The 19,745-nt window shown below is 73.0% G+C and carries 18 protein-coding genes; 7 read left to right on the forward strand and 11 right to left on the reverse strand.

Features of this window, described 5'->3' with window-relative positions:
- Nucleotides 1-58: 58 nt before the first annotated feature.
- The 3 genes from J7I97_RS19300 to J7I97_RS19310 all read right to left on the reverse strand — a co-directional run bounded on the left by J7I97_RS19300 (nucleotide 59) and on the right by J7I97_RS19310 (nucleotide 4,039).
- Nucleotides 59-556 (reverse strand): peptidylprolyl isomerase, encoded by a 498-nt coding sequence (locus tag J7I97_RS19300; RefSeq protein ID WP_214936518.1) that lies wholly within the window; start codon nucleotides 554-556, stop codon nucleotides 59-61.
- A 57-nt stretch (nucleotides 557-613) separates the two neighbouring features.
- On the reverse strand, nucleotides 614-3,082 hold the full coding sequence (locus tag J7I97_RS19305; RefSeq protein WP_214936520.1) for a PQQ-binding-like beta-propeller repeat protein: 2,469 nt from the start codon (nucleotides 3,080-3,082) through the stop codon (nucleotides 614-616).
- 135 nt (nucleotides 3,083-3,217) lie between these two features.
- Complete coding sequence (locus tag J7I97_RS19310) at nucleotides 3,218-4,039, reverse strand: VOC family protein (RefSeq protein WP_214936522.1); 822 nt, start codon at nucleotides 4,037-4,039, stop codon at nucleotides 3,218-3,220.
- Nucleotides 4,040-4,447: 408 nt separating this feature from the next.
- Between J7I97_RS19310 and J7I97_RS19315 the strand changes: the two genes are divergently transcribed.
- Complete coding sequence (locus J7I97_RS19315) at nucleotides 4,448-5,095, forward strand: TetR family transcriptional regulator (RefSeq protein WP_214936524.1); 648 nt, start codon at nucleotides 4,448-4,450, stop codon at nucleotides 5,093-5,095.
- 135 nt (nucleotides 5,096-5,230) lie between these two features.
- Here the strand turns inward: J7I97_RS19315 and J7I97_RS19320 are convergent, their stop codons facing one another.
- A complete protein-coding gene (locus tag J7I97_RS19320) occupies nucleotides 5,231-5,704 on the reverse strand; it encodes a nitroreductase family deazaflavin-dependent oxidoreductase (RefSeq protein WP_214936526.1) in 474 nt (157 codons plus the stop codon).
- Nucleotides 5,704-6,894 carry an acyl-CoA dehydrogenase family protein gene (locus tag J7I97_RS19325; RefSeq protein WP_214936528.1) on the reverse strand — a complete coding sequence of 397 codons (1,191 nt, stop codon included), beginning with the start codon at nucleotides 6,892-6,894 and terminating at the stop codon, nucleotides 5,704-5,706. Before J7I97_RS19325 ends, J7I97_RS19320 begins: the two co-directional genes overlap by 1 nt.
- 349 nt (nucleotides 6,895-7,243) lie before the next feature.
- Between J7I97_RS19325 and J7I97_RS19330 the strand changes: the two genes are divergently transcribed.
- On the forward strand, nucleotides 7,244-8,434 hold the full coding sequence (locus J7I97_RS19330) for an acetyl-CoA acetyltransferase (RefSeq protein WP_214936531.1): 1,191 nt from the start codon (nucleotides 7,244-7,246) through the stop codon (nucleotides 8,432-8,434).
- Nucleotides 8,435-8,580: 146 nt separating this feature from the next.
- Here J7I97_RS19330 and J7I97_RS19335 read toward each other — a convergent pair whose 3' ends face one another.
- A complete protein-coding gene (locus J7I97_RS19335; RefSeq protein ID WP_214936534.1) occupies nucleotides 8,581-9,174 on the reverse strand; it encodes a hypothetical protein in 594 nt (197 codons plus the stop codon).
- 23 nt (nucleotides 9,175-9,197) lie between these two features.
- On the opposite strand from J7I97_RS19335, the gene J7I97_RS19340 reads away from it, so the two are divergent.
- The gene (locus J7I97_RS19340) at nucleotides 9,198-9,944 is read left to right on the forward strand and encodes a pyridoxal 5'-phosphate synthase (protein WP_214936536.1); all 747 of its coding nucleotides are present in this window, start codon (nucleotides 9,198-9,200) and stop codon (nucleotides 9,942-9,944) included.
- A 63-nt stretch (nucleotides 9,945-10,007) separates the two neighbouring features.
- Here J7I97_RS19340 and J7I97_RS19345 read toward each other — a convergent pair whose 3' ends face one another.
- Both J7I97_RS19345 and J7I97_RS19350 read right to left on the reverse strand, forming a co-directional pair.
- A complete protein-coding gene (locus J7I97_RS19345) occupies nucleotides 10,008-10,424 on the reverse strand; it encodes a Zn-ribbon domain-containing OB-fold protein (RefSeq protein ID WP_214936538.1) in 417 nt (138 codons plus the stop codon).
- Nucleotides 10,421-10,873 carry a DoxX family membrane protein gene (locus tag J7I97_RS19350; RefSeq protein ID WP_214936540.1) on the reverse strand — a complete coding sequence of 151 codons (453 nt, stop codon included), beginning with the start codon at nucleotides 10,871-10,873 and terminating at the stop codon, nucleotides 10,421-10,423. Before J7I97_RS19350 ends, J7I97_RS19345 begins: the two co-directional genes overlap by 4 nt.
- 194 nt (nucleotides 10,874-11,067) lie before the next feature.
- On the opposite strand from J7I97_RS19350, the gene J7I97_RS19355 reads away from it, so the two are divergent.
- The 3 genes from J7I97_RS19355 to J7I97_RS19365 all read left to right on the forward strand — a co-directional run bounded on the left by J7I97_RS19355 (nucleotide 11,068) and on the right by J7I97_RS19365 (nucleotide 15,847).
- Nucleotides 11,068-12,300, forward strand: a complete 1,233-nt coding sequence (locus J7I97_RS19355) for an NAD(P)/FAD-dependent oxidoreductase (protein WP_214936542.1) — start codon at nucleotides 11,068-11,070, stop codon at nucleotides 12,298-12,300.
- A 180-nt stretch (nucleotides 12,301-12,480) separates the two neighbouring features.
- Nucleotides 12,481-14,715: an acetate--CoA ligase family protein gene (locus tag J7I97_RS19360; protein WP_214936543.1), complete on the forward strand. Its 2,235-nt coding sequence runs from the start codon at nucleotides 12,481-12,483 to the stop codon at nucleotides 14,713-14,715.
- Nucleotides 14,716-15,013: 298 nt separating this feature from the next.
- Nucleotides 15,014-15,847 carry an enoyl-CoA hydratase/isomerase family protein gene (locus J7I97_RS19365; RefSeq protein ID WP_214936544.1) on the forward strand — a complete coding sequence of 278 codons (834 nt, stop codon included), beginning with the start codon at nucleotides 15,014-15,016 and terminating at the stop codon, nucleotides 15,845-15,847.
- 148 nt (nucleotides 15,848-15,995) lie between these two features.
- Here J7I97_RS19365 and J7I97_RS19370 read toward each other — a convergent pair whose 3' ends face one another.
- Nucleotides 15,996-16,778: a VOC family protein gene (locus J7I97_RS19370; RefSeq protein ID WP_214936546.1), complete on the reverse strand. Its 783-nt coding sequence runs from the start codon at nucleotides 16,776-16,778 to the stop codon at nucleotides 15,996-15,998.
- 311 nt (nucleotides 16,779-17,089) lie between these two features.
- Here J7I97_RS19370 and J7I97_RS19375 point away from each other — a divergent pair, with 311 nt between their 5' ends.
- Nucleotides 17,090-17,707: a flavin reductase family protein gene (locus J7I97_RS19375; protein WP_214936553.1), complete on the forward strand. Its 618-nt coding sequence runs from the start codon at nucleotides 17,090-17,092 to the stop codon at nucleotides 17,705-17,707.
- Between the two features lie 419 nt (nucleotides 17,708-18,126).
- On the opposite strand, the gene J7I97_RS19380 is transcribed toward J7I97_RS19375, so the two are convergent.
- Together J7I97_RS19380 and J7I97_RS19385 are read right to left on the reverse strand one after the other, a co-directional pair.
- The gene (locus tag J7I97_RS19380; protein ID WP_214936548.1) at nucleotides 18,127-19,194 is read right to left on the reverse strand and encodes a Zn-dependent alcohol dehydrogenase; all 1,068 of its coding nucleotides are present in this window, start codon (nucleotides 19,192-19,194) and stop codon (nucleotides 18,127-18,129) included.
- 4 nt (nucleotides 19,195-19,198) lie between these two features.
- Nucleotides 19,199-19,745: acyl-CoA dehydrogenase family protein (locus tag J7I97_RS19385; RefSeq protein ID WP_285443899.1), on the reverse strand; the 547-nt coding region annotated here is incomplete at its 5' end.

Here is a 19,745-nt window from a genome sequence, read left to right on the forward strand (position 1 = left end):
CGGCCCCGGCCCCCGGGGAGGGGGCGGGGCCGGCCAGCCGTGACGGGCGGGGTGGGGATCAGGCCTTGTCGACGACGCCGGAGGCGGCGATCTCGATCTTGCCCTTGGTGCCGCCCGACTGGGTGCCCAGGGACTCGATCTTCGTGACCAGGTCCGCGCCCTCGACGACCTCGCCGAAGACGACGTGCTTGCCGTCCAGCCACGGGGTCGGGACGGTGGTGATGAAGAACTGCGAGCCGTTGGTGTTGCGGCCGGCGTTCGCCATCGACAGCAGGAACGGGCGGTCGTGCTTCAGCTGGAAGTTCTCGTCGGCGAACTTCTCGCCGTAGATGCTCTTGCCGCCGGTGCCGTTCTGGTTGGTGAAGTCGCCACCCTGGAGCATGAACTGCGGGATGACGCGGTGGAACGGCGAGCCCGCGTAGCCGAAGCCGTGCTGGCCGGTGGCCAGCTCGCGGAAGTTCTGGGCCGTCTTCGGGACGACCTCGTCGAACAGGTTGAAGACGATGCGGCCCGCGGCCTCGCCGTTGATGGTGATGTCGAAGTAGACGTTGCTCATGGGGTCCATCCTGTCACTCCAGGTGCGGAGCGCGACCCGGCGGGGCCCCCGGCTCGCTCAGCCGGCCGTACGGGTACCCGTCCCCTTGGCCGCGTCCAGGGCGTACACGCAGCGGTCCTTGCTGCACGCGTAGACCACGCCCGCCTCGGCCACCGGGGCGCCCGTGATCTCCCCTCCCGTGGCCAGCTTCCAGCGGAGCTGGCCGCCCGCCGCGTCCAGGGTGTACAGGCAGTGGTCCGCCGAGCCGAAGTGCACCCGGCCGTCCGCGACCGCCGGCGGGCCGGTGATCTCGCCGCCCGCCGCGAACCGCCACTTCGGCGTGCCGGTGACCGCGTCGAGCGTGTACACGGCGCTGCCCGCGCCCAGGTGGACGTTGCCGTTGGCGACGAGGACCGGGTCCGCCGAGGGGCGGGGCTCGGTCGCGATGCGCCAGCGGTCGTTGCCGGTGGCCGCGTCCAGGGCGTAGACGGTGCCCAGGTAGTCGGCGAGGTAGACCCCGCCGCCGGTGACGGCGGCGCCCGGCGCGAAGGCCGGCGCGGCCAGGAAGACCGCCGGGGCCTCGAAGTGCCAGCGGACCCGGCCCGAGGCCCGGTCCACGGACAGGACGCGGGTGCCGGCGGCCACGTACACGTTGCCGTCCGGGGCCGGGGTGACGCGGACCGGTACGTTTCCGCAGGAGCCGGCGTCGCCGACCGGGTACGACCAGGATTCCTGGCCGGAGCGGGCGTCCAGGGCGCGCAGCCGCGCGTCCTGCCACACGTACACCGTGCCGTCGTGGAGGACGGGGGCCGCCTCCGGGGTCTCGAAGTCGGTCTGCGCGCCGGTCAGCTCCCACAGCTTCTGGCCGTTGGACGCCTCCCAGCCCTGTACGCCTCCACCGCGCGTGGCCGTGATGACCGTGCCGCGTTCGGCGCGCAGGGCGTACACCCAGGCGTCGGTGGACAGCCGCCACCGCTCGGAGCCGTCGGTGGCGTCGAGCGCGTAGAGGGAGGGGCCGTCGGAGGCGTGGATCCGGCCGTCGGCCACGGCCATGGACCAGGCGACGTCGCGGGTCTTGAACTGGCGCCTGCCGCTGGCCACGTCCAGGGCGTGCACTTCGAAGGAGGTGACGTACAGCAGATCCCCGGCGACGGTGGGGGTGCCCCAGACCTCGTTGGACATGCGGAAGCGCCACGGGCGCCAGCGGCCGCTGTCCGGGGACGGGCCGGGGGACGGTACCGCTGCCGCCGACGGGGTTACGGGTTCCACCGCCGACGCGGCGCCACCCGGCGGGCGGACCCACCCGGACGCGGAGTCCGCCGAGGCGTGCCCGGCCGGGGCCGCCGCCGTCGCGCGCGGCCCGGGTCCGATGGGCACCGGGGAGCCGCCGAGGCGGACCGGCTCGCCCGAGGGCACGGGAGCCGCCATGGGCGGGTGGTGCGGGCGCGGCGGGGCGGAATGGCCGGTGCGCGGGTCCACCCAGGGGTCGACCCCGCGCTGACGGCGGTGCGTGGCGGGCCCGGATGCGGGCCCGGAGGCCTGCGCCGAAGCCGGTCCTCCGCCCGGCCCCGATCCGCCCGGCCCCGATCCCCCCGGCCCGGAAGCCCGCCCCGAGGACCGCCCCGAAGCCGGCGCCGGAACCGCCGCAGGCGTACGCTGCCCCGCCCGCCGGGCCTCGATCATCGCGACGGCCCGCCCCGGCAGCCATGCCGAGGCGGTACCGCTGTCGTCGCCGCCGTCGAAGAGGTGCGGGGCCAGCTGCGCCTGGAGGTCGGCCGGGGTCGGCCGCAGGGTGGCGTCCATCTGCATGCAGGAGTCGATGAGCGGCCGCAGCTCGTCCGGCAGCCCCTCCAGGTTCGGACCCTCGCGGAGCAGCATGAACACCGTCTCCACCGGGTTCGCCCCGTGGTACGGCGGGTGCCCGGTCGCCGCGAAGACCAGGGTCGACCCGAGCGAGAAGACGTCGCTGGCGCCCTTGACGCTGCGCGAGTCCTTCGCCTGCTCGGGTGACATGTACGCAGGGGTGCCGACGGCGACGTTCGTCATGGTCAGGCGGGTGTTGGAGACGCCGCTCGCGATGCCGAAGTCGATCACGCGGGGGCCGTCCTCGACCACCAGCACGTTGGACGGCTTCAGGTCGCGGTGGACCAGGCCCGCCCCGTGGATGGACTGCAGCGCCTCGGCGATTCCGGCCGCGAGCCACCGTACGGCCTGGGCGGGCATGGGCCCGCACTCGTTGACGATCTCCTCCAGGGAGGGCGCCGGGACGTACGCGGTCGCCAGCCACGGCACGGCGGCCCGCGGGTCGGCGTCGACCACGGCCGCGGTATAGAAGCCGGACACGGCGCGCGCCGCCTCCACCTCGCGGGTGAAGCGCACGCGGAACAGCTGGTCCTCGGCGAGCTCGGTGCGCACCGTCTTGATAGCGACTCTGCGTCCGGACGCCGACCGTGCGAGATAGACCAGCCCCATGCCGCCGGCGCCGAGCCGTCCCAGCACCTCGAAGGGGCCGATCCGTCTCGGGTCGTGCTGCGTCAGCTGCTCCACCACTCGCCTCCACACCTCCCCGTACGGGCCCTCGCCGGGCCCGTTTCCACCGGTACGCGCGCCGGCACGCGGCGGTCGGCCCCGTGCAGCGTCTCACTCCCGGGCGCCGCCCGGGGTCGCGCAACCCCGATTCTGTCAGGCTCGCGCCTGGTCCGGCCCCGGGTCAGGGTGTGCTTTCGTCCGCGACTCCGACAGCAGGGCGAACACCGCCCCCTGATTGTCGGCGACGACCGCGATCCGGCCGTACGGAGTGTCGAACGGATCGGCGGTCACCCGGCCGCCCAGCCGCTGCACCGTGGCGACGCTCTGGTCGCAGTCGGGGACGGCGAAGTACACGAGGAAGTGCGCGGGCATGATCTCCGGGAAGGCGTCGGTGATCAAGGTGCGGCCCAGGACCGCGGTGTCGGAGCCGGGCGCGCTGCCGGGCGGGGACCAGACCCGGTATTCGATGCCCGCGTCGTCCTGGTCCTCCGGGACGTAGCCGAAGACCTTGGCGTAGAACACGTCGACCGCGTCGCGGGCCCGGGTGTAGACCTCGGCCCAGCAGTACGTGTACGGCTCCTGCTGCGCGTCGAAGCCGTGGTGGGTGCCGGGCTGCCACAGGCCGAACACGGCCCCGCCGGGGTCGGCGGCCAGCGCGGCGGTGCCGTACGGGCCCACGGGCTGCGGGTCCATCACCATCTGGCCGCCGGCGGCGCGGATGCGGGCGGCGCACGCGTAGGCGTCCGAGGTGTACAGGTAGACGCCCCAGACGGTGGGCATCCGGCCGTCGGGTTTGGGGGCGAGGGCGGCGACGTTGCGGCCGCGGCTGTAGGCCTGGGTGTAATGGCCGTATTCGGCGCCGGCGCTGTCGCCGAAGGTCCACCCGAAGAGCTCACCGTAGAAGCGCTTGCCTGCCTCGACGTCCGGAAGCGAGGCATCGACCCAGCAGGGTGCGCCTTCCGCGAATGCGGCCATATCGCCCGGTTCCTTCCGTTGTGCCCCTGAAACAGGATGTGCCCGAAAACTTGTCCACAGCCTGTTGATAAGACTATTCGGGGGATACGCCACGATACGTACTGGATGCGGGCGGCGTGCGGGCAGGGGCGGGGCGAGGGCCGGGCGTGGGCCGGGGGCGGGGCGGGGGCATGGGCGGGGCGGGGGTGGGGTGCTTTGTTGCCCCTCGGCCTGAATTCGCCTTCGGACCGACCGGGGGCCTGCGCGGTGACCGGCCGGAACCAGCCCCGAGACCAACCCCGGGACCAGCCCCCAGACCAGCCCTGAGACCAGCTCCGAGGCCCACCTCCGAGACCCGCCCGGCCGCGGGGTAACCCCATTTGCAGGCGGCCGAATCGCGCGCCGATCACCCCTCGGTAAGCTGACGGCATGACAGGACAAGTACGTACCGTCGACGGGCGTGTCGCCGGCCGGCGCGGCCAGGCGACGCGGCAGAAGCTGCTCGACTGCCTCAGCGAGATGCTCAGCTCCTCGCCGTACCGCGACGTCAAGGTGATCGACGTCGCCCGCAAGGCCGGCACCTCCCCCGCGACCTTCTACCAGTACTTCCCGGACGTCGAAGGCGCCGTCCTGGAGATCGCCGAGGAAATGGCCACCGAGGGCGCGCAGTTGACGGCGCTCGTCGAGGGCCGGAACTGGGTCGGCAAGGCGGGCTGGGCGGCCGCCGAGGAACTCGTCGAAGGCTTCATGGAGTTCTGGCGGCGCAACGACGCGATCCTGCGGGTGGTCGACCTCGGCGCGGCCGAGGGCGACAAGCGCTTCTACAAGATCCGCATGAAGATCCTCAACTCCGTCACCAACTCCCTCACGGAGTCCATGAAGGAGCTCCAGTCCAAGGGCAAGGTCGACAAGGACCTCAGCCCGGCGGCGATGGCGGGCTCACTGGTCGCGATGCTGGCCGCGGTCGCCTCGCACCAGAAGGGCTTCCAGACCTGGGGGGTGAAGCAGGCGGAGCTCAAGCCGAACCTCGCCCTGCTCGTCCACCTGGGCATCACCGGCAAGAAGCCGACCAAGTAGCGGCGGACCCCGGGACTTCCTCCAGGGGTCCACCGCCCCGGCTCGGCGGTGCCCGGCCGCGTCCGTACAACCGTTTCCGTACGACCGTTTCCGTACGACCGTCTCCGTACGACCGTCTCCGTTCGTCCGCCGCGATCAGCGACGCTCCAGGCGGAACAGCCGGATCTCCCGCTCGATGCGCGCCTGGTACGTCGCGTACGGCGGCCAGAACTTCAACACCGCCTGCCACGCCGCCGCGCGCTCCTCACCTTCCAGCAGGCGGGCCCGTACCGCGATGTCCTGCCCCTTCCAACTCACGTCCGCGTCAGGATGCTTGAGCAGGTTCCCGGTCCACGCCGGGTGCCCGGGGCGGCCGAAGTTGGAGCCGATCAGCAGCCAGCTCGCGCCGCCGTCCTCCGGCATGCAGGCGAGTGGTGTGGTGCGCGGCTCGCCGGACTTGGCGCCCTTGGCGGTGAGGATCACGCCGGGCAGCATCTGGGCGCTGAGCATGACCTTGCCGCGGGTCAGCTTGTGCACCGCCTTGTCCATGGCGGGGATGAAATGCGGCGCGATCTTGGCGAACAGCATGGTCGAGGAGACCTTCTGCATCAGCTTGACGCCGGGAGCCATCAGACGGCCACCCTCTCCTGTGTGGCGGGGGGTACGAACAGGCCGGCCCGGTGCGCGGCGTGGGCGCGCAGCCGGTGCACGGGGCCGAACAGCAGCTCGTCGGCCGCCGCCCGCTTGAAGTAGAGGTGTGCGTCGTGCTCCCAGGTGAAGCCGATGCCGCCGTGCAGCTGGATGGCCTCGCCCGCGGTCACCCGTAGCGCCTCCAGGGCCTGGGCGAGGGCGAGGCCGCCCTGTTCCGGGTCCCAGGCGGCGTAGTAGGCGGCCGAGCGCGCCGCCTGCACCTGTACGTAGAGGTCGGCGAGCCGGTGCTTGACCGCCTGGAAGGACCCGATCGCCCGGCCGAACTGCTCGCGCTGCTGTACGTACTCCACCGTGCGGGCCAGCGCCTGCCCCGCCGCGCCGACCGCCTCGGCGGCGAGCACGGCGGCGGCGGTACGCCCGGTGGCGGCAAGCGCCCGCATGGCGTCGGCCGTGCCATCGCCCAGCAACTCGCCTTCCACCTCCCGAAGTTGGACCCGGGACTGCGGCCGGGTCTCGTCCAGGGTGGTCTGCCGGGTGCGTACGAGGCCGGGCGCGTCCTCCCGCACGAGGAACAGCAGGGTCCGGCTGCGGGCGAACCCGCCGGTGTGCGCGGCGACGAGGAGCAGGCCGGCGCTGTGCCCGTCGAGCACCTGGGCGGCCTCCCCGTAGAGCCGCCAGCCGCCGCCCTCCCCCAAACGGGCCTGCACCCCGCCGGCGCGGCCCCCGCCGGCCCACTCGCCGGGGATGTTGTCGCCGGTCAGCACGAGCGCCGTGGCGAGGGCCGGGCCGGGGATCGCGAGCGTGGCGGTCAGCCCGCCGGCGGCGAGGGGTGGCAGCAGTGCGGAGCGCTGGGCCGGGGTCCCGAGTGCGGTGATCAGCGGCACGGCGAGCACGGCGGTGGCCAGCAGCGGCGAGGGCAGCAGCACCCGCCCGGTCTCCTCGCAGGCCAGCACCAGGTCGGCGGGGGCGCAGCCGACACCGCCGTACTCCTCGGCGACGGCGATGCCCGGCAGGCCGAGCTGCCGGGAGAGCTGCTGCCACAGCTCGCGGTCGTATCCTTCGGCGGTCCGGACGGCGGCCTTGACCTCGTCCGGACCGCAGCGTTTGCCCAGGATCTCGCGCAGGGTGCGGCGCATCTCGTCCTGCTCCGCGGTGAAGGCGGCATCCATCGTCGGGCTCCTCCCCGTATCTGACGGGCCGTCATGTTAGGGCGCCGACGCCCATATGCCCAGGGCCACGACACGGCCACACCCGAGGCACCACGCCATGCCGCCCTGCACCGCCCCCGACGGACACCCTTGGCCCGCAGGGCAGGACCGCCCGCAGGGCAGGACCACCCACACGGCAGGACCAGCCACACGGCAGGACCGCCCGCAGGGCAGGGCCGGCCGCAGGGCAGGGCCGGCCGTACCCCCAGGTCCACAGGGTCCACCCCGCGTCGACCCACCGGCACAACCTCGGCCGCCGCCCGACTCCGCGCACTAGCGTCTGACGTACCGTCAGATATACCGTCGCCCCATGCCTGGACCCCAATCTGCCCCCACGCCACCGCGCCGCAGGGTCGCGGTCGTCGGCGTCGCCCTGTCGGACTGCGGACGGGTGGACGGACCCACCCCGTACGCCCTGCACGCGCAGGCCGCCCGCCGGGCCCTCGCCGACTCCGGCCTGGACCGGTCCGTCATCGACGGGTTCGCCTCGGCCGGCCTCGGCACACTCGCACCGGTCGACGTGGCCGAGTACCTCGGCTTGCGCCCCACCTGGGTCGACTCCACCTCCGTCGGCGGCTCCACCTGGGAGGTCATGGCCGCCCACGCCGCCGACGCCATCGCGGCCGGCCACGCCAACGCCGTGCTCCTCGTCTACGGTTCCACCGCCCGCGCCGACATAAAGGCGCGCCGCCGCACCTCGAACCTCTCCTTCGGCGCGCGCGGGCCGCTCCAGTTCGAGGTCCCGTACGGCCACACCCTGATCTCCAAGTACGCCATGGCCGCCCGCCGCCACATGCACGAGTACGGGACGACGCTGGAGCAACTCGCCGCGGTGGCCGTGCAGGCCCGCGCGAACGCCGCCACCAACCCGGACGCGATGTTCCGCGACCCCATCACCGTGGACGACGTCCTCGGCGGCGAGATGATCGCGGACCCCTTCACCAAGCTCCACTGCTGCATCCGCTCGGACGGCGGCTGCGCGGTGCTCCTGGCGGCGGAAGACTACGTACCGGACACCGCCAAGTCCCCCGTGTGGATCCTGGGTTCGGGCACCTCCGTCTCCCACACCACCATGTCGGAGTGGGAGGACTTCACGGTGTCCCCGGCAGCCGTCTCGGGCCGCCAGGCCTTCGCCCGGGCCGGCCTCACCCCGGCGGACGTGGACATCGCCGAAATCTACGACGCCTTCACGTACATGACCCTGGTCACCCTGGAGGACCTCGGCTTCTGCGCCAAGGGCGAGGGCGGCGCCTTCGTGGAGAAGGGCCGCCTCCTGCGCGACGGCGAACTCCCGGTCAACACCGACGGAGGCGGCCTCTCCGCCTGCCACCCCGGCATGCGCGGCCTGTTCCTCCTCGTGGAGGCGGTCCGCCAACTCCGCGGCGAGGCGGGCGCCGGCCAGGTCACCAAACCCGGTGGCCGCCTTCCCAAGGTGGCGCTCGCCTCAGGCACGGGAGGCTGGTTCTGCTCCTCGGGCACGGTGATCCTGGGTCGGGACTAGATCGGCGCCGCGGCCCGGGCCCCGGCTCCGGCCCCGGCCCGGCCCCGGCCCCCGCTGCCGCCCCCGCTGCCGCTGCCGCCTCAGTACTGCCAGCGCGGCTGGCTGCCGTCCAGGCGTGATGAACGGGCTCGCCTCGCAGGAGACGGCTACCAGTCCATCGGCGCCAACGGCCGCCCCTCCGCGGAGACCGGGATCTCGTGAACCATGTGGTCCAGGTCAATGAGCCGGATGGTGTCCGGGTTGGCCCACTGCGCGCCGAGGATTCCCTTGGACCAGTCGTCGTCCCTGTACTGCGTCACCGGCCAGCGGCGGGCCGCGGGGAAGCGGCCCTGGTCCACGTAGACCTGCCAGACGGAGTCGACCAGCGGCGAGGTGCGTTCCACCACCAGGCGGCGGGGCGAGCCGTCGGGCGCCGGTACGTCGTACTGGAGGGACGGGAAGGGGTCCCGGGCGAGGTGGAGCACCGGGACGGCCGGTACGCCGAGGACGGCCACCGCCACGAGGGCCGCCCCCAACGCCTTGCGGACGGCGGGACGGCGGGATGCCAGGAAGCCGGCCACGAGGAGGGCGAGGACGGCTAGGGAGCCGAGCAGCAGGGGGCTGTTGAGCTCGGCCAGGACGGCCAGGCCACCCGGGCGCTCGTACAGCCGGCCCACGATCGCGGCCCCGACCAGCGCCCCCGCGAGGGCGACCAGCCCACCCGCCGCCCGCCTGCGAGCCGGGCCTATCCGTACGTCCATGGCCCGCACCCTAGCCTGGGGGCATGACCAGCGAATTCAGCAGCGAGACCGAAAGCCGGACCAGCGGCACCAGCGGCGGGGCCAGCAGCGGGGCGGGCAACGGGGCTACCAGCGAAGCCGAGTTCCACACCACCCTGCACTCCCTGCGCGTGTGGGACACCGAGCTCCCCGTCTTCGACGCCCGGAAGGCCCCGGCCGATCCCCTCCCCCTCTTCCGGGACTGGTTCACGCACGCCGCCAAGGCGGGGCAGTTGGAGCCGCACACGATGAGTCTGGCGACAGTGGACGCCGAGGGGCGCCCCGACGTACGCACCCTGATGCTGCACGACGCCGATGAGCGGGGCTGGCATTTCGCGACGCACTCCACCAGCGCGAAGGGGCGGCAGCTGGCCGGACACCCGGAGGCCGCGCTGGGGTTCTACTGGCCGACCGTGGCACGTCAGATCCGCATCCGGGGCCGGGTCACGGCGGCGGGCCCGCAGGAGAGCCGGGCGGACCTCGCCGTCCGCTCGCGCGGGGCGCTGGCCGCTGCGCTCACGGGGCGGCAGAGCGAGGTGCTCGGTTCCGCGGAGGAACTGGCGCAGGCCTCGGCGGCCGCCTGGGAACGCGCCGGCGCCGAGCCGGATGCCCCGGCGCCGACGTGGACCCGGTACGTCCTAGCGGCCGCCGAGGTCGAGTTCTTCCAGGGCGACCCAATGCGCCGCCACACCCGCCTCCACTACCACCGCACCCCCACCGGCCCCTGGACCCACAACCTCCTCTGGCCATAGCCCAGGCCAGGCCGAGCCCAGGCCGCCCCGAGGCCCCCGCAAGACATCGCGGCCGCCCGCGGCTCAGGCGGGTGCCAGGCGGAAGACGGCTACCGCGAAGCCCCCGGCCTCGCGAAAGGTCAGTTCCAGCTCGGCTCCGATCCGCAGGGCGGACGCGTCGCAGTCCACGACCTCCGTCATCATCCGCGGCCCCTCCGCCAGGTCGACGACCGCCGCGACGTACGGGACCCGCGTCCCGAACGGCGGGAGGTCGTTCCGGTGGATCACCGACCAGGTGTACAGCGTCGCCCGGCCGCTCGCCGGCTCCCACGTCACCCGGTCCTCCCCCGCCCAGCAGAACGGGCAGAACTCCCGCGGGTAGTGGTGTGCCCTCCCGCATTGCCCGCAGCGGCGCAGCAGCAGCCGGCCCTCCGCCGCCGCGTCCCAGTAGGGGCGGGTGAAGTCGTCGGCCTCGGGCAGGTCGTAGCGGACCGCGCTCACAGGAAGAGTCCCATCGCCGCGTCGAGTGACCAGGCCTGCCAGCTCATGGCGAAGAACGCGACGAGCGAGATGAGCGCCATCATCGCGTTCTGGCCCTGCTCGGCCCAGTCGTGGATCATCAGCACCAGGTACAGCAGGTTCAGCAGCAGCCCGCCCACCAGCGCGACCGGGGTCAGCAGGCCGAGCACCAGGCCCAGCCCGAGCGCGAGTTCCGCGTAGACGACGATGTACGCCATCAGCCGCGGCCGCGGCTGGACCACCTTCTCGAAGCCGCCCTTCACGAACGGCCAGCGGTGCTTGCCCGCGACGTCGGCCGCCCACGCGATTCCCGTGCCGCGTTCGAACCAGCCCTTCCTGTCCTTGTGCCGCCAGCTCTCCAGCCACCACAGGCCGAGGCCTATCCGGAGCACGGCGAGCCACTCGGCCCCACTGAGCCAGATGGTCTGCATCGGCAGCCTCCACCCCTTTCGCGGTCCCCGATCTGACGGTACGTCAGTTCAGCGGATCCCGGGCGATCCCGCAAGGCCCCCGACATTCACCCCGCCCCCCCAGCGCCCCCCGACCCCCGCCCGTGATCGATCCGCAATCGATTCCCTCCTTGTCCGAGACCCATCAACGCTGTGTGTCGATACGCTCACACCTCATGCCCGGAGTCCTCACAGCACCCGACTTGACCACCCAGCCCCGCCCCGTGTACGTGATCGGCGCCGGGCCCGGCGGCCTTGCCGTCGCCGCCGCACTGCGTGCCCGCGGGGTGCGCGCGGTGGTCGTCGAGAAATCCGACACGGTCGGCGCCTCCTGGCGAGGCCACTACGACCGGCTGCGTCTCCACACCACCCGCCGGCTCTCCGCCCTCCCCGGTCTGGCCATGCCGCGCCGGTTCGGGCGGTGGGTCTCGCGCGACGACGTGGTGCGGTACCTGGAGAAGTACGCCGAGTTCCACGAGCTGGAGCTGGTCACCGGCGTCGAGGTGACCCGGATCGAGCGGGCCGGCGACGGAGACGGGGCCAGAGACGGGGCCGGCGACGGAGACCAAGGCCCGGGGCAGGCCGGCTGGACGCTGCACGCCAGTGGCGGGCGGGTGCTGGCCGCCGGGGCCGTGGTCGTGGCGACCGGCTTCAACCACACGCCGAGGCTGCCGGAGTGGCCCGGGCAGGAGACGTACACCGGGGAGCTCACGCACGCCGCCGCCTATCGCGACCCCGCGCCGTACGAGGGCCGGGACGTGCTGGTCGTCGGCACCGGCAACACCGGCGCCGAGATAGCCGTGGACCTCGCCGAGGGCGGGGCCGCGCGGGTACGGCTGGCCATGCGCACCGCCCCGCACATCGTTCGCCGCTCCACCGCCGGATGGCCGGCCCAGCGCACCGGAATCCTGGTACGGCGGCTGCCCGTGCGGCTCGTGGACCGGCTCGGGGCGCTCGTCGCCAGGGCCTCCGTCCCCGACCTGTCCCCGTACGGGCTCCCGCGCCCGCAGACCGGCCTGTACAGCAGGGTCAAGGAGGGCGCGATCCCCGTCCAGGACGTAGGCCTGATCGAGGCCGTGCGTACGGGCAAGGTCGAGCCCGTCGCCGCCGTCGTGTCTTTCGACGGCGCCGAGGTGGTTCTCGCCGACGGCTCGCGGATCACCCCGGACGCGGTGGTCGCGGCCACCGGTTACCGCCGCGCCCTGGAGGGCCTGGTCGGCCACCTCGACGTACTCGACGAGCGCGGGCGGCCCCTCGCGCACGGCGGCCGCACCCCGGCACAGGCCCCCGACCTGTACTTCACCGGCTTCACCAACCCCATCAGCGGGATGTTCCGGGAGATGGCGCTGGACGCCGAGAAGATCGCCAAGGCGGTGGCACGCCGCCTTCACCAATCCGCCGAGGCCTGATCGCACCCTCGGCCGAAATCCCACCCTGGACCACCCTCGGAGGAATCTGACACCGTTCACCACATCACCTCCACCAGCTTTCCTGCGCAGGCCTGTTCCTGACGGCGCGTCAGTTCAGTAATCTGACTACGCGTCAGTTATGGAGTTCACGGAGATCTTCGAGCAGGAGCGGGCGGAACGATGCTTGGATCTACTCACGGCACCCTCACCACCGACTTCCGCGCACGTGTCGAGGCCTGCGGGGAAAGCCCCAGGACGGCGGTCCACTCCACGGCGGCACCATCCGCCGAGGACACGGCCGCGCTGGACGTCAGCGGACGGCCCCTGCACTCCGACGTGCCCGACCTGGACCGGTTCTTCCGGCCCGAGTCCGTGGCCGTCATCGGCGCCTCCGACGCCGAGGGCAGACCCAACACCGGCATCACCCGGCAGCTCATCGCCTGGGCGGAGCGCGTCGGCGCCCGGATCCACCCCGTGCACCCCACCCGCCCCACCGTCTTCGGGCTGCCGTGCCACACCTCCGTGGCCGGCCTGCCCGAACAGGTGGATCTCGCGGTGCTGCTCGTAGGGGACCCGCTTCCCGTCATCGAGGAACTGGCCGAGGCCAAGGTGAAGTTCGCCGTCGCCTTCGCCTCCGGCTTCGCCGAGACCGGTGACGCGGGCGCGGCCGCCCAGGCCCGGCTGGCCGCCGCGGTCAGGCGATCGGGCCTTCGCCTCCTCGGACCGAACACCAACCTCAACGCCTTCGAGAAGTTCCGGGACGACCTCGACGGCCCGGCGATCGCGCTGATCACCCAGTCCGGCCACCAGGGCCGGCCCGTCTACACCCTCCAGGAGCTGGGCATCCGGCTCTCCCACTGGGCTCCCACGGGCAACGAGGCCGACCTCGAGACCTCGGACTTCATCTCCTACTTCGCCGAGCAGCCCGAGGTCGGGGCCATCGCCTGCTACGTGGAAGGCCTCAAGGACGGCCGGTCCTTCCTGCTGGCCGCCGACCGGGCGGCCCGCAACGGGGTCCCGGTCGTCGCCGTCAAGGTCGGCCGCACCGAGACCGGCGCGCGGATGGCCGCCTCCCACACCGGGAAGCTGACCGGCGCCGACACCGTCGTGGACGCCGCCATGCGGCAGTTCGGGGTCATCCGCGTCGACGGGCTGGACGAGCTCCAGGACACGGCCGCCCTGCTCGCGCGGGCCCGTAAGCCCCAGGCCGACGGGGTCGTCGTCTACTCCATCTCCGGCGGCACCGGCGCCCACTTCTCCGACCTGGCGACGGAGGCGGGACTCTCCCTCCCCACCCTCTCCCAGGCCAAGCAGGACGAACTCCACCAGTGGATACCGCAGTACCTGAACGTCGCCAACCCCGTCGACAACGGCGGCCACCCGGTCGGCGACTGGCGCGGCCGCAAGATCATCGATGCGATCCTCGCCGACCCGTCGGTGGGCGTCCTGATCTGCCCGATCACCGGGCCCTTCCCGCCCATGAGCGACAAACTCGCGCAGGACCTGGTGGACGCGGCCGAGCGGAGCGACAAGCTGGTCTGCGTGATCTGGGGCTCCCCGGTCGGCACGGAGGAGGCCTACCGCACCACCCTGCTCGGCTCCTCCCGACTGGCCACCTTCCGCACCTTCGGCAACTGCATCACCGCCGTACGCGCCTACCTCGGCCACCACCGCTTCACCGCGGCCTACCGCTCCCCCTTCGAGGACGCGCCGCGGACGCCCTCGCCCTCGTACCGCAAGGCGCAGGCGCTCATGCGCCCGGGCCAGCAGCTGAGCGAGCACGCGGCGAAACAGCTGCTGCGGGCCTACGGGATCCGGGTGCCGAGGGAGCAACTGGTGACCAGCGCGGCGGCGGCCGTGCGGGCGGCGGGACTGGTGGGCTACCCGGTGGTGATGAAGGCGTCGGGCCCGCAGCTGGCCCACAAGACCGAGCTGGGCCTGGTCAAGGTCGGCCTGACCTCGGCGAGCCAGATCCGGGACGCGTACCGGGAGTTGACGGACATCGCGCGCTGCGAGAACGTCCCGCTGGACGGCATCCTGGTCTGCCAGATGGTGGAGCGGGGTGTGGAGATGGTCGTCGGCGTCACCCAGGACGACCTCTTCGGCCCGACGGTGACGGTGGGCCTGGGCGGGGTCCTGGTCGAGGTGCTGCACGACGCGGCGGTGCGGGTGCCGCCGTTCGGCGAGGACCAGGCGCGGGCGATGCTGACCGAACTGCGGGGCCACGCGCTGCTGGAGGGAGTACGGGGCGCCCCGCCGGCCGATGTCGACGCGCTGGTCGAGGTCATCCTCCGGGTCCAGCGGATGGCCCTGGAACTGGGCGACGAACTCTCGGAGCTGGACATCAACCCCCTGATGGTCCTCCCCCGCGGTCAGGGCGCGGTGGCGCTGGACGCGCTGGCCATCTGCCGATGACGCTGCCGCTGGGCACACACCCCCCGCACCGGGATCCGGCCCCCGGCCCGGCCCCACACCCAGCCCTTGGGCCACCCCCCGGGCTTCCCCCCAGCCCCGCCCCGGAACTCGATCCAGGCGCCGACCCCGGCACGCACCCAGACCCCGGACCACACCCCGCTCCCTGGGCGGGGATGCGGGGCGTGGGGGACGTAAGGGGCCTGCGGAGGGCCTTCGGGGCCCGGCCCGCGACACCGCGCCTGCGGCCGGCCGCGCCATGCCCACCAACGAACCCCACCTGAACTGGAGCTGAACCCCCATGACCGACTCCCCCCAAGCCGAACCAGACCTCCACTCATTGGTACTGCACCGCACTGACAACGGCGTCTCGTGGATCACCCTCAACCGCCCCGAGGCCATGAACGCCGTCACCTGGGATCAGCGCGAACGCGTCATCGCGCTGCTCGCCGACGCGTCCGCCGACCCCGCCGTCCGGGCCGTCGTCATCACCGCCACCGGTAAGGGCTTCTGCGCCGGCGCCGACCTGCGCGGCGCGCCCGCCTCCGCCTCCGCCTCCGCCGGCGAGCGGGTCGCCGGGGACGTGGCCCGGATGATCCGGCTCGGCGCGCAGCGCCTCATCACTGCGGTGCTGGATTGCGAGAAGCCGGTCATCGCCGCCGTCAACGGCACGGCTGCCGGTATCGGGGTCCACCTCGCGCTCGCCTGCGACCTGGTCATAGCCGCCGAACCGGCGCGGTTCATCGAGGTGTTCGTCCGCCGTGGGCTGGTCCCGGACGGCGGGGGCGCGTATCTGCTGCCCCGGCTGGTCGGCCCGCAGAAGGCCAAGGAGCTGATGTTCTTCGGGGACGCCGTTCCGGCGTCGGAGGCCGAGCGGCTCGGGCTGGTCAACAAGGTGGTCCCGGCGGAGGCCTTGGAGACCACCGCCCGGGAGTGGGCGGAACGCCTCGCCCAGGGCCCGACACGCGCCCTTGCCATGACGAAGCAACTGGTCAACGCCTCGCTGGACAGCGACCGGGCGACCGCCCTGGCCGCGGAGGCCACCGCGCAGGAGATCAACATGAGCACGGCCGACGCGAACGAGGGCGTGGCGAGCTTCGTGGAGCGCCGCACGCCGAAGTACCGGGGGGCCTGAGGGACGGGCGGGGCGCTACGTCGCACCAGTCCCGGTCGCGCCTGACCAAGCCGAATCACCCCGAACCCGAACCCGAACCCGGGGCCGGGCCGGGCCGGGCCGGGGTCGCGCCACCCCGTGCCCCCGGCCCGCCCCGGCAAGGCCGTCGTCACGACATCCGCGGGGCCGGCTTCAGCAGGGCGAACACCGCGCCCGACGGGTCGGCCAGCCAGGCGATGCGGCCGACGTCCGGTACGTCCGCGGCCGGCATGAGCACCGATCCGCCGTTCTCCCCGGCCGTCCTCACCGTGGCATCGACGTCCGTCACGTTGAAGTACGGAACCCAGCGCGCCTCCTCACCCTCGCCGCTCAGCGGCGCGACCCCGCCGAAGGAGCCCTCCTGCTGGTCGCCCTCGGCGATGCTCAGCACGCGGTACGTCATCCCGGGCGCCTCCATCTCCTGGTGTCGCCACCCGAAGAGCCCCTTGTAGAACGCGATGGCCGCAGCGGGGTCCGGTACGTGGAGCTCCACCCACAACAGCGTGTTCTCGGCGGAGGCGATCCCCAGCCCGGCCGTCTTCCCCGGCTGCCAGAGGGCGAACTCGGCGCCCTGCGGGTCGGTGGCCTGGGCCAGCCAGCCCTCCCCCATGACGTCCATCGGCTCCATCCGGATCTTCCCGCCGCCGTCCTTGAGCGCCTTGACGGTGGCCTGGATGTCCTCGGCCTGGAAGTGCACCATCCAGGCGGACTTCGCGCCCTCCTCGGTGAGCGGCCCGAGTGCGGCAACGGTCTTGCCCGCCTTCTGGAAGAAGCCGTAGCCGCCCGCCTCGGGCCCCGCGGAGACGAATTTCCAGCCGAAGAGCGCCTCGTAGAAGGCGGCGGCCGCGGTGGTGTCGGGGCTCCCGAGGTCGAGCCAGTTGGGCGAGCCGGTACGGAAGTCGGTGCCGAGCATGAGGGTCCTCCTGGGGGACGGACGGGGCGATCTGGCCGGGGGCCACAATGCCGACCCCCTGCGGGGCAGCCTGGCGTACGGGCCCTGTCGGGCACGGCGTTTCACCCGTTTGGCGGACCCGGACCCGAAGTAGGGGCAGGAGAAGGGACGGGGCATGCTGCCGCTCCGGGTCGGCGCGGCCGGTCCCGTCGCCTCAGCCTCCGACTCCACCTCGCCCCCGCCTCCGCGGCTGGTCGGGAGAACAGTCGCTCCGCCCCTTCCTATCTGACGTACCGTCAGCTTCAATCGGTCCTGTGATGGGACACGCAGGGATGGCGGCCACCGTCGTCCGATACCTCAGGTCAGTCGGCTCCCCCACCTCCGCCGGGCCGGAGCCGGATCCAGTGCTCGACGCCACGCTGCCGCGTCCCGAGTTGCGGGCCGTCGGCGAGGATGAGCGTGCGCCCGTCAGCCCCGCGGAATTCCGGGCCGTGCTCGGGAACTTCGCCAGCGGGGTCACCGTGATCACCGCGCCACCCGGCGAGGGGGAGGACGGCCCGGCCGGGTTCGCCTGCCAGTCCTTCGCCTCGCTGTCGCTCGACCCGCCGCTGGTGACCTTCATGGTGGCCCGTACGTCGACCACATGGCCGCGCATCGCCCGCGCCGGGGTCTTCTGCGTCAACATCCTCGGCGCCGAACAGGGCGAGCTGTGCCGGTCCTTCGCGGTCAGCGGTGCCGACAAGTTCGCCGGAGTCGCCCACACCCCCGCCCCCGCCACCGGCTCACCGCAGCTCGACGCCGTGCCCGCCTGGATCGACTGCCGGATCCACGCCGTGCACACCGGCGGGGACCACCTCATCGTGGTCGGGCGGGTCGAGGCCATGGGCGCGGCCGGCGAGGGCGAGCCGCTCCTGTTCCACAAGGGCCGCTTCGGGCGGCTGGCCGACTGACGGAGAGACGCGGCGCGGTCTTCTGCACGCTGATCGGAGTGCCTCCGTACCCGCCGCTGACGGCCGAAGTCGCGCTCGGCGGCAGCTCCGCGCTCTTCGCCATCTGCTGGATTCGCGATGGAGGCACTGTTCTTCGTCTGCCTGGGCCCTTCTACCTCTCCGAGCCGGGCTCGCCTGGGCCCCGCGCAGGGCCGGGAGGCGCAGCTCACGCGGTTCCTCGCCACCGTCTGGGCCACCGGCAGCGGGTGCGCGCAGGCTTGCTGATCGCGGTCGTGTGCACCGTCCTGATCGTCGGAAGCTGAAGACACACCCACACCCGCGCCTCGGCGAGCGACACGCAGCCGGGCCCCGCCCCAGCCAGCCAGCCAGCCAGCCAGCCGGCCCACCAGGCAGAGCCCAGCACCGCGTCAGGCCCCCCGTCAGAAGGTCAGCACCCCCCGCGCCACCCGCCCCTGATGGGCGTCGTCCGCAGCCTTCGCGAAGTCCTCGATCGGGTAGACCTGCGTCACCAGTTCGTCCAGCAGCAGCTTCCCCCGCCCGTACAGCTCCGCGTACATCGCGATGTCGCGCTGCGGCCGCGAGGAGCCGTAGCGGCAGCCCATGATGGTCTTGTCCAGGTACATGGACGAGACCATGAAGGACGCCTCCTCCTTGAATCCGGGCACGCCGAGCAGGATCGCCTGCCCGTGCCGGTCCAGTAGGTCGATGGCCTGGCGGATCAGTTTCACGTTGCCCACGCACTCGAAGGCGTGGTCCGCGCCCGTCGGGAGGATCTCGCGGACCGCCGCCGAGGAGTCGGGGACGGCCGAGGCGTCGATGAAGTGCGTGGCCCCGAACTGCCGGGCCACCGCCTCCTTCGCCGGGTTCGCGTCCACCGCCACGATGGTCGTCGCGCCCGCGATCCGCGCGCCCTGGAGCACGTTCAGCCCGATGCCGCCCGTGCCGATGACGACCACCGACTCCCCGCGGTCGACCCGCGCCCGGTTCAGTACGGCGCCCACCCCCGTCAGGACCCCGCACCCGATCAGCGCCGCCGACGTCAGCGGGATGTCCTGCGGGATCTTCACCGCCTGCACGGCCTTGACGATCGTCCGCTCCGCGAAGGCCGAATTGGACGCGAACTGGAACAGCGGCTTCCCGCCCCGCGAGAACGGCTGACCCGGCATCCCGATCGCCTTGCGGCACATCGTCGGCCGCCCCCGGTCGCAGTCCGCGCACGCCCCGCAGTTGGCGAGGGTGGACAGGGATACGTGGTCACCGGGCACGACATGCGTGACCCCCGAGCCGACCGCCTCCACCACCCCCGCGCCCTCGTGCCCCAGCACCACCGGCGGCGGGAACGGAATCGTCCCGTCCAGCACCGACAGGTCGCTGTGGCACAGTCCGGCCGCCGCTATCGCGACCAGCACCTCCCCCGGCCCCGGGTCCCGGATCTCCAGATCGTCGACCACCTGGGCCTGCTTGCCGTCGAACACGACGCCCCTCATACCTTCACCGCGACTCTCTGGGCAGGCCGAGCACACGCTCGGCGATGATGTTCCGCTGGATCTCGTCCGAGCCGCCGTAGATCGTGTCGGCACGGGTGAACAGGAACAGGCGCTGCTCCTCGTCGAGCCCGAGTTCGTACGGGAGACCGGGCGACCAGTCCGCCGGCCCGGCCGAGGCGGCCGCGCCGCGCACGGCCACCGCCAGCTCCCCGAGCCGCCGGTGCCACCCGCCCCACAGCAGCTTCGCCACGCTCGGCGCGCCGTCGCCACCGAAGGCGGCGCCCGGATCGCCGGAAGTGCCCAGCGTCCGCAGCGCGTTCCACCGCATCGTGCGCAGCTCGGCCCACAGCCGTACCAGGCGGTCCTCCAGTACGGGATCCCCCGCGCCCGACCCCGGCCCCGACCCCGCGCCAGACCCTGCCCCCGACCCCGCCCCCGCCCCCGCCCCCGCATACACGGCGAGCACCCGCTCCAGCTCCGCCGCGAACCCGATCTGCTGGACCAGCGTCGAGACCCCCCGCTCCAAGGCGAGCAGCCCCATGGCCACGGAC

The organism is Streptomyces sp. ISL-87 (assembly GCF_018614095.1).
In the GTDB taxonomy this organism is placed as follows: domain Bacteria; phylum Actinomycetota; class Actinomycetes; order Streptomycetales; family Streptomycetaceae; genus Streptomyces.

What these genes read in the sequence shown, in the direction of transcription:
- J7I97_RS19310 (WP_214936522.1), bottom strand. Translation starts at nt 4,039, where the DNA reads ATGGCCGCATTCGCGGAAGGCGCACCCTGCTGGGTCGATGCCTCGCTT.
- J7I97_RS19325 (WP_214936528.1), bottom strand. Translation starts at nt 6,894, where the DNA reads ATGGATGCCGCCTTCACCGCGGAGCAGGACGAGATGCGCCGCACCCTG.
- J7I97_RS19350 (WP_214936540.1), bottom strand. Translation starts at nt 10,873, where the DNA reads ATGCAGACCATCTGGCTCAGTGGGGCCGAGTGGCTCGCCGTGCTCCGG.
- J7I97_RS19365 (WP_214936544.1), top strand. Translation starts at nt 15,014, where the DNA reads ATGACCGACTCCCCCCAAGCCGAACCAGACCTCCACTCATTGGTACTG.
- J7I97_RS19360 (WP_214936543.1), top strand. Translation starts at nt 12,481, where the DNA reads ATGCTTGGATCTACTCACGGCACCCTCACCACCGACTTCCGCGCACGT.
- J7I97_RS19330 (WP_214936531.1), top strand. Translation starts at nt 7,244, where the DNA reads ATGCCTGGACCCCAATCTGCCCCCACGCCACCGCGCCGCAGGGTCGCG.
- J7I97_RS19375 (WP_214936553.1), top strand. Translation starts at nt 17,090, where the DNA reads ATGGCGGCCACCGTCGTCCGATACCTCAGGTCAGTCGGCTCCCCCACC.
- J7I97_RS19370 (WP_214936546.1), bottom strand. Translation starts at nt 16,778, where the DNA reads ATGCTCGGCACCGACTTCCGTACCGGCTCGCCCAACTGGCTCGACCTC.
- J7I97_RS19335 (WP_214936534.1), bottom strand. Translation starts at nt 9,174, where the DNA reads ATGGACGTACGGATAGGCCCGGCTCGCAGGCGGGCGGCGGGTGGGCTG.
- J7I97_RS19320 (WP_214936526.1), bottom strand. Translation starts at nt 5,704, where the DNA reads ATGGCTCCCGGCGTCAAGCTGATGCAGAAGGTCTCCTCGACCATGCTG.
- J7I97_RS19315 (WP_214936524.1), top strand. Translation starts at nt 4,448, where the DNA reads ATGACAGGACAAGTACGTACCGTCGACGGGCGTGTCGCCGGCCGGCGC.
- J7I97_RS19340 (WP_214936536.1), top strand. Translation starts at nt 9,198, where the DNA reads ATGACCAGCGAATTCAGCAGCGAGACCGAAAGCCGGACCAGCGGCACC.
- J7I97_RS19355 (WP_214936542.1), top strand. Translation starts at nt 11,068, where the DNA reads ATGCCCGGAGTCCTCACAGCACCCGACTTGACCACCCAGCCCCGCCCC.
- J7I97_RS19300 (WP_214936518.1), bottom strand. Translation starts at nt 556, where the DNA reads ATGAGCAACGTCTACTTCGACATCACCATCAACGGCGAGGCCGCGGGC.
- J7I97_RS19380 (WP_214936548.1), bottom strand. Translation starts at nt 19,194, where the DNA reads ATGAGGGGCGTCGTGTTCGACGGCAAGCAGGCCCAGGTGGTCGACGAT.